Genomic DNA, 13,886 nt, shown 5'->3' on the forward strand with positions numbered 1-13,886 from the left:
CTGGATTAGTGGTCGTTTGGAGTCTATTGCTGATTTTGGGATAACGCGTTTATGGACAGAAATGAGTTTGAGCCGAAAGGACGGCTCAGTGCCAGAAACAGATCTTCAACGCTCGGCTCTGCGGCTGGCAAAATCATAGGCGGAGCCGGAGCTTTTGCTAGTCCGTCAGTAGCAGAATATTAGGGCTTGATCTCTGTTGAGAAATCACAACCAACAACGTTCACTGGCTCAGAATTTATCCTGATAGCCGCCAAATAATCATCATCCTGAAGTTCTTCATATTTAATGAAATATGAATGTATATTGTTTTTTAAAATAATATCTCTTTGCTTTTCAATCCATTTAAGTCTATTGGTTGTAAAGAATACTGACTTGCAGATAAATATACGACTAAGAACAGAGGGCATATATTCTCTTTTATCAAATGCTGTAAAAGGGTCACCTATGGAAAGAATAGAAATATTTCCACCATCCCCCTTATCACGCATTTTCTCAGCGGAATTATAAATACCGCTCGGCAGAAAAACCCCAGTTTTAACTCCTTTTTTCATAGCAACTAAAGCCATTCGCTTATCGAATGCAGAGCCACCGAATAAAACACTATGATTGTTAACTTCGCAATATTTTATTAGCTTATTGACGGCAGACTTTTCTTCCTCGCTAGGCTTTGTTCCAGAGATTATGGCAATATCAAATTCTGTGGTTAAGTTCCCTAGAACCCAGAGATTTTTTTCTGTATAGCGTGTCAATCCAATCGGATAATGCTTTTCATTCTTCCTTACAAGGTTCACACCTAGATTCTTAAGTTCGGATATTTTTTCAGGCGTGATTGATAGATTGTTTCCAGCCTTTTTAGATGCTTCAGGCTCAAACACAAGAATATTGTTTGACGTTCTTTCAAGATATTTTATGATAAGCTGCTTAACTTCCCCCCAATCTAGACCGCCATGTCCGCAGCCAAGTGCAGGTAATGTTATCGTCAACCCTTCTTTATTCTTTAAGTAATTAGAAAGCCAGATGAGACCATCTTCAATATACTCATATTCAGAGGGGTTTCTCCAATGATTTTTTGTAGGAAAATTTATGATTTCAATTCCTTTCGAAAACATATCTCCTTGCTTCCAAACAGTAGGTTTTCCGGGAGCAATTTCTTTTTCTTTACATTGCCGAGCATACTCCTTGAACATCTCAGGGTATTTTTTCTTGAAAGCTAGAGCTACACCAGCACCCATGACGCCAACGCAGTTGACCGTATTGATTCTAATGTCAGCATCAAAATCGAAGAAATCACCTTTAACAAACTCTAGCATAGACTATTGCACCCTAAAACTTGAAGCATTCTGCTTTTTAGAGCTTCAATCGATGGCCCATGAGATATTACCCAAGATATATTGATTGAATTCATGTCTGCCTTAGCAAGAGCTATAAGCATATTTAGATCGTTTTCATTTTCAATAACATCGACCAATTGATTTTCATCGCGATCTCTAGCAACAATATCTCCAATCAGATCATCATAGGTCACCAAAATCACTATTTTCCTTATTGATTCCTCACTAAGCCCTCCAATATCTTCAGTGAGGATTCTCTTTAACATAGGTAAGGACTTAACGGCATGATCATTATCAGCCCGAGTCATACCATCTTTCCCCCATCGAGATTTTGGTCCTTTTCCTATATCGTGTAAATACGCTGACAACAGAACAATTTCTTTATCCTCTTCTGATAGTTCATTATATTCGCGCAACTGATTAAGGCCTTCAGCTACTTTTCTGCTATGTGTGCCAACATCATCGGTATGTGGCCCGTAACTGGCTCTTAATCCATCAATATCATCAAGTTCTTTTATCGACGAAAAATTAAGTGCTATAGCATCTAGTGAGGCACGAATACTTTCATATTTTTTATGACCACATGCGCTTCTACATATTTCTGCAATTGTATTATCAACTTCCATTTTTAGAAATATAGGACCAGTTATAATTGATTCTTGACCGCCTTCGTAAAAATTAATGTAGTAGTGATCTGAATCAAATTGGATTTTTGGTGGCTTTCTTCCTTTAGCTAGGAATATCTTTTCCACTTTTTCCTTTATCCATGCATTCCAGACAACGATGTAAGAGACTTCGGAAATGTCTACGCTGTCTGGTATAAGCAGCTCTGCCATTTTCTGATGCCGATATTCATCTGTTGGGCACCCCCACTTTTTATCATCAATAGCCACCCAATTTAAAGATTCAAGCATATTTGCTGATGATAAATTATAAAAATTTGGAGGAGTATCTGTATTTGCGGAAGCATCAGAAAATACAACTCCCTCTCTTTGTTCAAGAATTTCTATCGGAATTGCAAAATATAACAATAATGGCTGGTCTACATTCTTCTTATTAATTACACTAAGTTGCATAGATGTTTTTTTTGAAAAATAAAAAGGAACGTAGTCGTGAACAAATTTTCCTCCGGAGCACGGCACAAGCATAGTGCTCCTTCTCCCTTGAATCCCTTGCTCAGCAATGTTCTTGTGAGATACTCCACGAGCATTCTTTAAATTTGTACACAAGAATCCACTATCAATGATCGATTCTAGGTTATCGAACAAAGTAAAATGATACGCGTATCTTCCTTTTAGTCCCTGTGGAATGCTCATATGTTATTCCTCGCTAACCCGGTGTTCGATTGGTGCACTAACAATCTTAGTCTACTAGTGTTCCGGTCGTGTTTCTGCCGCGAACCGTCTCGTGTTTCTACTGAAGAAATTTTTATCATAATGGATAACTTATTGCTACAAATAGCTTTCTGCCTTTAAAGCCAAAGTTGCGAGAGGATAAAAGCGAGCACATAGCTCGTTTTCCTGACGCCATGAGAAACTTACAACTAACAAGCCGAAAATAGATTGAAGTCAAGCATCTGATTCTCGCTCGAAGCAGAACATTAATATATTAACGTTAACTCACAATGGGGGATTATCGTTTGACATCCCCCTCACATCTTTAGACACCACTTTCAACCCCCAACCCATCACCCTCAACAATGCCTCACCTGCAACTAATACATACCACAATTACATATGAATACAGTTGCTATTCACGTTTTATACACGACAGGGTTGAGCGCCGCAAGTATTCAGTCTAAGGTTTGTGCTGAACGACAGGTTCAACTTAATACCTTTGCTTGCACACTTTCAGCCGCCTTTCGGGGCGGCTTTTTCGTTTTGGCTTTATTGGGCTGGTTGTGACTATTTTTTGAGGAGAGAAATGCACTCTTCATAGTGCGGAGTGGTGTGAATATCCCATAACTGTTTGGCGGCGTAGTGAGCAAAATCGTTATTGGCGGGTAAGATTTTTTGGCGAGTGTGTTTGATTTGTAGATATATCGCTTGCAGTTCTTTCTGCTGCTCACCAGTGATATGGCGAGAATTGGCGCACATATCGGCCAATCCTTCGTAAGCGTAGGCATTCACTTCCGCCATGTTAATTTTGGCGAAGGCGATCATAGGAAAAAACAAGATAACACCTATCAGCACCTTATATTGAATTCGCATCTCTTCCCCCCACGCACAATGACATTTCTATCTCTAGTATAGATGGCGACTGAGATTGAGAGCGAAGTGTTGGATAAATCCTGTCCTAAAAAATGAACCGAATATTAATCGTTGCCTCAGTATTGGTTCAAATCCGATAGCGTTTAATAGCCACATCAAGACAACAAACAGTCTCCTTCGAGACACATTGATGAAAAAAGGAAAAACCATGAAACGTACTATTATCGCTCTGACTTCTGCTCTGATTCTGGCACCCACTTTGGTTATCGCGGCGGATAACGCGCAACACATTAAATTTATTGGCGACAACCAAACTCAAGCTGGCGTTCAGTTCCAAGGCCCTGTAGAAGTGGTGAAGGTGCAATCGCTGCTGGATTCATCCAACCCATTTATGGAGAAGAAAGTCGTGGTGGAAGGCAATTTGGTTCGCCAACTGCGCAAAGACACCTTTATGTTCTCTGATGGCAGCAACGAAATTCAGGTAGAGCTGGATGATGATATTCACCTGAACGCGACGCTCACGCCAGAAACCAAAGTGCGCCTGTTTGGGGAGTTTGAAAACGGCCGCACGCCTGAGATTGAAGTGGATCATATCGAGCTGCTGTAATCACTGCGCAAACTCTGTAGTACAGCGATGTTTTCGGACATCGCTGTACTTTTTTCTCCAAGGTTCACTTACCCGATTTCGCTCCGCATTTTATATTTTGGCTGGTGCGCCTTTCTCTCCTTCAATTTTTTGACGAAAAAGCCTTCAAAAAGCAAGGTATTGAAATAAATGGCCTGTAATTTGCTTCTTGTTACGGTATCTTTGCCACCTATTTGATTGCTTGCGGACAACGTCATTATGCTGAAAAAAACGCACCTGAACCTGCTGCTGGGCCTTACTCTTGCCACTCCTGCCCTTGCCAATAACTTTAACTACAATTTTCTTGAGTTCAGAACCGCAATGAACCCTGAATCTGGCGGTGTGGAATTTAGCACCTACTTTACCGATAACTCGCACTTTATTGCTCGTATTGACTCTCAATTGGATAGTGATTGGGATATCGCAGGCGGCATCGGTTTTAATGGCCCGATTAATCAATTTGCCGATGTGTATGGGCAGATGTTGGTACACAACATTCGTATGCCTAAAGAATTGGGCGGCGAGAAGGATACTCAACTGGAATTCAACCTTGGTGCTCGTGCGTGGCTCACCAATCAGGTGGAAGGACATTTAAGACTTGGCCGTTTAGATGACCATTCGGTATTTATCGCTGGAGTGCGTTTTCACTCAACCGATCAGCTTTCGCTGAGTGCAGAAGCGCGTAATGCGGGTGTGTGGGGGCCACAAGTCGGTATGGGCGTTCGCTTCCAGTTTTAAGCTTTCTGTTTGAGCCCCCTGCTTAACGTTCCCGTTTAAGCAAGGCTATACCAACCTTTAGAGGTGCCGCCTGCACCTCTTTATCCTATCTCTCTGGTGTTTTTGAAGTTTTCAGCCCTTTCGACTTCAATTTGCCGCCTAATTGCCTTTGGAGATACTCAATTCCGACCAAGAGTGATAAAAAATCACTTCCGAATTGAGCAGACGCCACTCACTAAAAATCACAGAATAAATTTCAGTTTTATAAAATCAATAATAACAATGCACACACCGAATAAAACTTACCATTTATTAACCTGGCACGCTTTTCATTACACAGACGCAATATTGAGAGTAGATCTGACTCATGCATTATTGAATGGAATTTAAAATGAATAGCGTTGACTTAAAACCTAAATCCATCCGATTAACCAGCCATTGTTCAAGCCATCAATCCAACCTACTGGCTGTGCATCAACCCGTTGTCTGTCAGTCTTTTGGTGGATGCCTTGGTTGTCATATTCATACCCTCTCTGGCTATGGTCGATGCGCTTCTTCTCAAATTCACGCCAATGTAGATCAGTTCTGTTTACGGTTGCTGACGGTAATTCAAGGCGATCAACTGACTTGGTATAGTCAAGAGTGCGACCCTATGAATTTGCATCAAGGTAAAAGCGTACTGATCTTTTCTGCGAATGTATTTGACGATGTGTTCATCAGTGAAACAGGCAGTTATGTCGAAATCGCCGATATTCGTTTTGAATGCCAATTTTTGGCCTCTATTTATCAACAAATGGGTGACAGCTTACGTGCCAATGGAATTAATCCTTTGACGGAAAAGCGTCGCTTTGTGTTTGATACTCGAGTTGAAATGCAAAAATTTATTAGCCAGCTGCAGGTTGGATTAAGCAAGCAGTGCGGTACTGAGAATCTGTATGCGGTATCTCAAGCTTATCAATGCTTGGCTAAGCTGCTCAGCAAACTCGATAGCATACAATGTGATAAAAAATGCCTTGATTCGAGTTCGATTTCCAACCGAACGTTGAACCGTATACGCCAAGCACACGCCATGATGGCCTCAGAGCCTGAAAAAAATTGGAGTATCGGCGAGCTGTGTCGGCAGGTGGGCACTAATGAAACCAGTTTTAAACGTGGCTTTAAACTGCTTTTCAATACGACCTTTTCTAAGCTTCTTCAGCATACGCGCATGAAAATTGCGGCCGAAGTATTACGCCACAGCGATCAACCGATTATCGATATTGCTTACCAAGTGGGGTACACCAGTCCTTCGCATTTCAGTAAGCTGTTTAAACAACATTTTGGGGTCAATCCTCTGCAATACAGAAAAAATGGTCAGGCCACATAATGCACAGGTTGCATTATGTATAAGCGGTAATGTGTATTGGTTTTGTTGAATATGTTTTTTTGTTGAGCAGTTGAATAGCGGGTATTAATAGCTTGATGGACACGCAATCATGATAATGATAACTTTTCTCACAAATCCAACAAATAGCTGTTACTTATGCCCTACTACCGCATTCCCTTTAATTTGGATTTATTGGAAGAATCGATACAGACCAATGGCAATATCATTTTCAAACATGAACAGTGCGAATTTTCATTACGTTGCAGTTTGCTGAATGATGATATGGTGCTGAGCCAATTTAGAGGACGATTTGAAATCCCCACTCAGCTCGATACTGCCGATAAAACCGAATACGACAGTGTGACTATTATGCTGAATTTAGGGAATGCGGTGTATTACCAGATTAATGGCCTTAACTGCGCGAAAATTCTTCCGGCCAATAGCATGGCACTTTGTTATTCTGATACTCGGCATGGGCTTTGTCGCTACCAACCTCAGGTTACTCAGTTGTTCGCGCTACAAGTACCTCGTTCTCTGTTACTTGAATATATCAATATTATGCAAATGGGTGGGGAGCTGAAACCCGCTTTAGAACATAGAGAGCCTTTTTTTCTGCTCAAACCCACCCCCAGTACGCTGCAATTTGTTGCCCTCAAACTTGCCGAACCACAGGGTCATAGCAGCGCCATCCAGCGACAGCTTTGTTATTCATTCATTAGTGATGCCGTTCGTTATCTGCTCGGCGGTGACACGGCTCATCCACAGAATGATGGTAATACGCATCTTGAACGTGCGATTGAAATTCTTGATAGCGAATACACACTCCCCCCAACGATTACTGAGCTCGCACGCCGAGTAGGCACCAATGAAACCTCTCTTAAACAAGGTTTTCGCAAGGAGCTCAATACCACAATTCATCAATATATTACCCAACAAAGAATGGCCAGAGCGGCTGAACTGCTCAACGGAGAAAACTATACCATCTCGCACATTGCGCATGAGGTGGGGTACTCCAATCATGGCCATTTTTCCGCGGCTTTTAAAAAAGAGTTTGGTTGTACACCTTCTACATTTTTAAGCCTACAGAGCTCAGGTCAGCCTAACGCACTTATCAAAAAAACCTCATAAAACGTCGCTTCACGCGCTTTTTATGCCTTATTCAGTTAGCCGGTTAAAAGCCCGATCGGCACTATGCAGTTAAAATGATCACCAAAGGAAACAGACTTAATGTCCAGGAACAACCTTACACTTTCACCACTGACTTTAGCCATGGCATTAACCACGTTCACTTCCAGCACTTTCGCTCGCGAAACCAGCTACGATGTGATGGTTATCGAATCAAGCAAGCAGTCGACTCTGTTGAACCGTATTGATAGTTCGGTGTTGGTCAAAACGGCGGAAGAGCTTGAGCGTGCAGGAGTCGATCAAGTCCAAGATTTGGAGAAAGTGTTCCCCGGGCTTTTGATCCAAACTCGCGGTAATCGTACTTATGCCAACACAACGATTCGCGGCATCAGTTCACCAGATTATTATTCTCCCACCGTTAGCGTCTATGTCGATGGTGTATTGCAAGATAGCGCCTTTTTAACTCAGCCACTGGTCAATGTTGAGCGCGTTGAACTGCTAAGAGGCCCACAAGGCACCTTATACGGTGGTAATGCTCAAGGTGGTATCATCAATATCATCACCAACAAGGCCATCGGACAAACTTCGGCGCTGGCCAGTGCGAGCTACAGTAATCTTAATGAACAACTGAATGGTTCGGCAGCTCTGTCACTGAATGACTCACTTTATGCGGATATTGCGCTGCGCGCCATCAAAGACAACGGTAATATTAACCATCTCCCCACTCAGCGCAAAGATGCTAACGATAGCGAACAATTCAGTGGTTTAGCTCGCCTACACTATTTACCACACCACTCACCGTTCACGGCAACGTTGTCCATCGCTAATAGTCACTTGGATAGCCATGAAGAGTGGTATCTCACCCAAGCTGAATTTGACCAAAAAATGACGAGCCAAGCGATCCCTCAGCTCAAACGTATCGTTAATAGCTATGCGCTGCAAATGGGTTACGATTTAGGTGAGACTCAATTGACCAGTGTTACGGCTTATCAAAACCGTAACATCTACCGTCAGTTTATTGGTGGAACTTGGCAAGAAGACCAAAATACTCTTAGCCAAGAGCTACGCGCCAATACGCAAGTCAGCGATGCTTTATCTACCCTAATTGGCGCTTATTTTGAACAGCGCGACTTCGATGCAAAACTTGGCGTAGGCTCTCAAGCAACCAATCAGGTTGAAGCAACTCAATACGCTCTGTTTGGTCAAGCCATTTATGCGCTCAATGAACAGATTGATCTCACTTTAGGGCTGCGTGCCACTCACCTTTCGACTCGTGCGGATTACAGTGGTAATCCGTCTTGGATGATTGATGCTTACGCACAAAATAAATCAGAAAACACCCTATCCCCCAAAGCCGCTTTAGGTTGGCAAATCACACCGAACTCTAGAGTATTTACTTCTATATCAAGTGGTTATCGCCCAGGAGGCTTCAGTTTACAGCCACGCAGTAGCGGTGATAAAAATGGCTACAGCGCTGAGAAATCCCTCAATGGAGAGTTGGGCTGGCGTACTCGCTTAGCTAACAATATGGTTGACCTGAGTGGGGCTCTGTATTGGATAAAAACGGATGATATTCAACTCTATACTGGGAATCCTGGTAGCCAAGTGCTGCGCAATTTAGGGGAAGCGCAAAGCCAAGGCTTAGAGCTGCAGCTCGCTTTCTATCCCACAGATGATTTAACCCTGAATCTAGGCGGCACTTTCGGTGAGTCAAGCTTCAAATCGGGGAATCACGATATTGAGGGGAACACACTACCGTACGCACCTAAAACCACACTGGTGGCGGGGATAGACTACGTATTACCACAAGCTTGGTTTAATGGTGCAGTATCCCTTTCCTCGAATGCTCGCTATACCTCAAGCGTCTTTTTCAATGAAACAAATACCTTGTCGCAAGCGGGTTATACCTTAGTCGACTTAGCCATTCAGTACCAAGTAAACCCGCACCTTTCGATGCGCCTGTTTAGCAATAATGTGACCGACCAAGATTACAAAACCTATTCGTACCCAATTCCAAACTCCAGCGTCGCCTTGAGTAACTATGGGGTCGGCCGTGAAGTCGGACTCAATATCAAACTTGAGTGGTAATAGGATGAGTTTTCAAACAGCCAAACATTCTACGCTGAGCAAAGCTTCTTTACTCAGTCTGTTAGCGGGGGTTTATACCACCCAAAGCCTGATTGGTATGTTTACACTGCAGGGTCTCCCTGCAGTACTACGTTCAGAAGGTGTCTCTACCTCTCAAATTGGTCTTTTTTACTTAGCCATGCTGCCGTGGGCGCTGAAATTTCTTTGGGCACCGTATGTGGAGAGCATTCGACAACAGGGCATTACTTTGACTCGTCACGCTTACCTGATTGGCTTGGCGCAAACAGGTATGCTGCTGGTTTTGGGAGCCTTCTCATTTAACGCCGTGATCAGTGACCAAACGCTGTTATTTGTTGGTGTACTCACGTTGGCTTTACTTTCAACCTTTGCTGATATCACCACGGATGGCTTAGCGGTTGATGTGTTACCTGCCGATCAAAGACGCTTTGGCAATGTGATGCAAGTGGGTGGGGCTTATCTGGGCGCCGTGTTTGGTGGCGGCTTATTCATTTACCTGACTGCCAGTGTCAGTTGGCAAAATGCCATTCTGCTACTGATGGCATTGCTCCTTTTCATGTCGCTACCGACCGCCCGTCTATTTGGCAAGTCCAAGACATCACAACCACTTCATCCTACGCATCGTCCTTCACTCAAATCGGCACTGACCAATCCTAAGGTGACGCTAGGTTTAGGATTGGTGGCACTCTGCCAATTAGGTACTCGCGGTGTGCAATCGATGATGATGCCTTTTTTGTACGATCACGGCGTTGAGCTTGAAGCGCTTGGTTTATTGGTAGCGGGTGGCGGCATTATCACTGCATTTATCGGGATTGGGCTAAGTGGTTGGTTGATGAAAAAAGTGAGCGCCATCAGCATGGTACTCGTTTGCCTTGCGTTAGAAGCCTTGCTGTATGCCGGATTTACTTTCTATTCCTATTCAGCACAGATTACGCCACTCACCTACGGCTTAGAGGGGCTGTATGTATTGGACACAGTGTTGGTTGCCGCCAAATTTGTTGCACTCTATACCCTAATGATGGACTGGTCCTATGGTGATCAAGCGGGGGTTGATTTCTCTCTGTTCCAATCCATGGATATGCTGATCGCAATGCTAATGGCGATGCTGTGTGGCTGGATCATTGCTCAGTTTGGTTACCAAGTTCATTACCTGCTGACATTCAGCGTTACTCTCTGTGCCCTACTCACACTCTATCAATTTCACGCCTACCAGCTAAGGCTAGGCAATAAGGATATTTGCCATGTCTCTTAACACGCTTAATTTCTAAACTTCGCTCGCGGTAACGCGGGCTATTCCATCCACTTTCTGCATGATGGCACGGTTCATCAGGCGGGAGCGTTTTGCCTAAAATTTGCCGGGGTATGATGTCTTATGTCAGAACAACACCTGATTTTATCCACTTTTCGAGAGGCCATTTGCCAATCATTAGGCCTCTCCATTGACACGATCAGTACAACAGACAATCTGTTTGAGTTGGGGGTCGATTCGATGTTGATGATGCGCATGGTAAATCAATGCCGCAGAGCCGGATGTAAGCTCACTCTAAAAGAGATATACCAGAATCCAACATTGGCACAAATTGGTGAGCTTATTCAAAGCAAGCTTGCGGGTAATCTCACAGGTAATGCTGGCGCGGTCAGTGAACAACGCCAACCTGACTTGCTACCCACCATGAAAGAGGGCATCCCCTTTGCCATGACCCCGGTACAACTGGCTTATTATGTCGGCCGTGATCCGCAGCAAGCCTTAGGTGGCAATGGTTGTCATCTGTATCAGGAGTTTAATGGTCTCGGCCTTGAAATCTCCGCGCTTGAACAGGCACTGAATCAATTACGTCTGCGCCATCCCATGCTCTGTGTGCATTTCCACAATGATGGAACTCAATGCTGGAAAGCGCCTAACGCTCCATACCATATTACGGTGCACGACTTACGCCATTTAACCGATGATGACGCTGAACAAGCCATGCTCACACTTCGTGAACAATTGAGTCATCAAGTGTTGGATGTAGAACATGGGCAAACCTTCGATTTTCAAATTGCCTTGCTCACTCATGATCGGCAGCGTCTGTATGTCAGCATTGATCTGCTGGTAATGGATGCTTCCAGCTTTAGCTTGTTCTTCAATGAACTCTCGCTACTCTTGCAAAACCAAACCTTGCCTACTCATACTTCCGATTATGACTTTTGCAGTTATTTGCAGCAGGAACAACAAGAGTTTGCGGCACAAAAGAAAGCGGCTAATGCTTTTTGGCAAACGCAATCGCCTCTGCTGCCGCCTGCGCCCAACTTACCCTTAGTGCAGGACCCATCCTTAGTTAAAAAACCAACTTTCCATCGGCGTAAACATTGGTTAAATCCAACTCAATGGCAACAACTGCAAACGCTCTGTGCCGCCAATCAAGTCACACCGACCATGACTCTTGCCACTTTGTTTGCCGCAGTATTGTCACGTTGGAGTGGGCAAAGCCAGTTGTTGCTCAATCTAACCTTATTTGACTGTCACCCATTTAACCAGCATGTCCAGCAGATGCTCGCGGACTTTACTAACATTCTGCTCTTACCGACCGAGATTAACCAAGCCAGTCTGGCTGAGCTTTGCCAAACCCAGCAACAACGTTTTGCTGAGATTTATGAACACCGTTTTGTGTCTGGCGTTGAGGTGTTGCGTGAGTTAAAACGCCATGGTAGCCATCCTTACGGAGCCCCTATCGTATTCACCAGTAATCTTAACCATTCACTATTTGGTGATGATACCCATAGCCCACTAGGTGAACTCGGTTGGGGAATTTCACAAACTCCACAAGTGTGGCTCGATTTTGTCGCGTTTAAGCAAGGTGACGGTGTTGCACTGCAATGGGATGGGGTGGATGAACTGTTTGCGCAAGGTCTACTGGATACGCTGTTTAGCGCCTTTATTCAGTTGGTTGAGCATACACTACAAGGACAAGCAGCATGGCGGTCCCCCTTACCAGACTTGCTTCCAACCAGCCAACGCCAAATCCGGGCTGAACGTAATCAGACCTCTAGTGAGCCGCCTCAGGGTTTACTGCATCAGCGAATTTTTGAGCAAGCGCAAGCCAACCCAAGCAACACCGCCCTTATCACTGCGGAACAAATCCTAAGTTATAACGATCTGGTAAGCCAAGCCAAACGGCTAGCCCAGACACTGCTCAACGCTGGAATGCAAAGTGGTGAGCATGTCGCCATCAGTATGGAAAAAGGGGTTGGACAAATCGTTGCCGTTTTGGCTATTTTGCACGCCGGTGGTGTTTATGTCCCTATTGCCCCTAATCAGCCTCTTAGCCGTCGTCAAACGATTGAAGAGAGTGCTAATGTACGCATTGTGCTGCGCTGTGAGACCTGCGCGCAAAAGTTTGCATGGAGCTCAGCCACTCACATTGATTGGCAAACCCATGGCGATATTGCTCTTGAGACATCGCCATACTCACGTCAACCCGAGCAAGCGGCTTATATTATCTACACTTCCGGCTCAACCGGGACACCGAAAGGGGTGGTAGTCTCCCACCAATCTGCGCTCAATACTTGTCTTGATATCAACCAACGTCATCGTGTTTGCCATACCGATCGAATATTCGCCGTTGCTGCACTGCATTTTGACCTCTCGGTTTATGACATTTTCGGCGTGTTATCGGCCGGCGGAGCCTTAGTGCTACCTAAAGAGCAGCAAACTCGTGATCCTATGGCTTGGAATTCACTGGTCACGCAGCATAGTGTCACGCTTTGGAATAGTGTGCCTGCGCTGTTCGACATGTTCCTCACTTTTTGCGAGGGGATGAAATTCAACACACCGCAACAACTGAGAACAGTGATGCTCTCTGGTGATTGGATTGATCTCTCGCTACCCGGCCGCTACCGCTATTTCCGTCCGCTCGGTACTTTCAGTGCCATGGGCGGCGCAACGGAGGCGGCGATTTGGTCAAACGAATATCTGGTTAATCACGTTGAACCGCACTGGCGATCCATCCCTTATGGCTACCCATTAACCAATCAAGCTTATCGAGTGGTGGATGAGGCTGGTCGAGACTGCCCTGATTGGGTGCAAGGTGAACTTTGGATTGGGGGTCTTGGGGTTGCTCAAGGTTACTGGAATGATGAACCGCGAACAGCAACACAATTTGTTCATGCTGTTTGTCCAGATAGCCATCAAATCCAACGTTGGTATCGTACAGGAGATATGGGCTGTTATTGGCCTGACGGCACTCTTGAGTTCCTTGGCCGCAAGGATAATCAAGTCAAAGTGGGCGGCCATCGCATTGAGCTAGGAGAGATTGATGCAGCCTTGAATCGTATTCAAGGTGTGCGTCATGGCGTGACTCATCACCGCTGTTATCGCCGTGCAGTGTGCAAGTGTTGTCTTGCGGTGCCGATTCATGCGCCGTCTG

At 44.6% G+C, this 13,886-nt stretch carries 10 protein-coding genes; 7 read left to right on the plus strand and 3 right to left on the minus strand.

The window, feature by feature from the left end:
* Positions 1–179 precede the first annotated feature (179 nt).
* The 3 genes from darG to GOU96_RS14535 form a co-directional block, all read right to left on the minus strand.
* The gene (darG, locus tag GOU96_RS14525) at positions 180–1,310 is read right to left on the minus strand and encodes a macro domain-containing protein (RefSeq protein WP_267781748.1); all 1,131 of its coding nucleotides are present in this window, start codon (positions 1,308–1,310) and stop codon (positions 180–182) included.
* Positions 1,304–2,647, minus strand: a complete 1,344-nt coding sequence (locus GOU96_RS14530) for a DarT ssDNA thymidine ADP-ribosyltransferase family protein (protein WP_267781746.1) — start codon at positions 2,645–2,647, stop codon at positions 1,304–1,306. Before GOU96_RS14530 ends, darG begins: the two co-directional genes overlap by 7 nt.
* A 588-nt stretch (positions 2,648–3,235) precedes the next feature.
* Positions 3,236–3,493: a hypothetical protein gene (locus tag GOU96_RS14535; protein WP_267781750.1), complete on the minus strand. Its 258-nt coding sequence runs from the start codon at positions 3,491–3,493 to the stop codon at positions 3,236–3,238.
* A 256-nt stretch (positions 3,494–3,749) separates the two neighbouring features.
* On the opposite strand from GOU96_RS14535, the gene GOU96_RS14540 reads away from it, so the two are divergent.
* From GOU96_RS14540 to GOU96_RS14570, 7 genes are all read left to right on the plus strand, one after another.
* Entirely contained in the window at positions 3,750–4,148 is a 399-nt protein-coding gene (locus GOU96_RS14540) for a YgiW/YdeI family stress tolerance OB fold protein (RefSeq protein ID WP_000831416.1), read from the plus strand.
* 237 nt (positions 4,149–4,385) lie between these two features.
* Positions 4,386–4,904, plus strand: coding sequence for a hypothetical protein (locus GOU96_RS14545; RefSeq protein WP_267781744.1), 519 nt, complete (start codon positions 4,386–4,388; stop codon positions 4,902–4,904).
* 370 nt (positions 4,905–5,274) lie between these two features.
* Complete coding sequence (locus GOU96_RS14550; RefSeq protein WP_001089507.1) at positions 5,275–6,249, plus strand: helix-turn-helix transcriptional regulator; 975 nt, start codon at positions 5,275–5,277, stop codon at positions 6,247–6,249.
* A 156-nt stretch (positions 6,250–6,405) separates the two neighbouring features.
* Positions 6,406–7,377, plus strand: coding sequence for a helix-turn-helix transcriptional regulator (locus GOU96_RS14555; RefSeq protein WP_001147209.1), 972 nt, complete (start codon positions 6,406–6,408; stop codon positions 7,375–7,377).
* Positions 7,378–7,518: 141 nt separating this feature from the next.
* The gene (locus GOU96_RS14560; protein WP_324701990.1) at positions 7,519–9,462 is read left to right on the plus strand and encodes a TonB-dependent receptor; all 1,944 of its coding nucleotides are present in this window, start codon (positions 7,519–7,521) and stop codon (positions 9,460–9,462) included.
* A 4-nt stretch (positions 9,463–9,466) separates the two neighbouring features.
* Positions 9,467–10,732, plus strand: coding sequence for an MFS transporter (locus tag GOU96_RS14565; protein ID WP_001961499.1), 1,266 nt, complete (start codon positions 9,467–9,469; stop codon positions 10,730–10,732).
* 120 nt (positions 10,733–10,852) lie between these two features.
* The coding region (locus GOU96_RS14570) for an amino acid adenylation domain-containing protein (RefSeq protein ID WP_324701989.1) at positions 10,853–13,886 on the plus strand (3,034 nt) is incomplete at its 3' end.

The organism is Vibrio sp. R-1 (assembly GCF_035615595.1).
In the GTDB taxonomy this organism is placed as follows: domain Bacteria; phylum Pseudomonadota; class Gammaproteobacteria; order Enterobacterales; family Vibrionaceae; genus Vibrio; species Vibrio cholerae.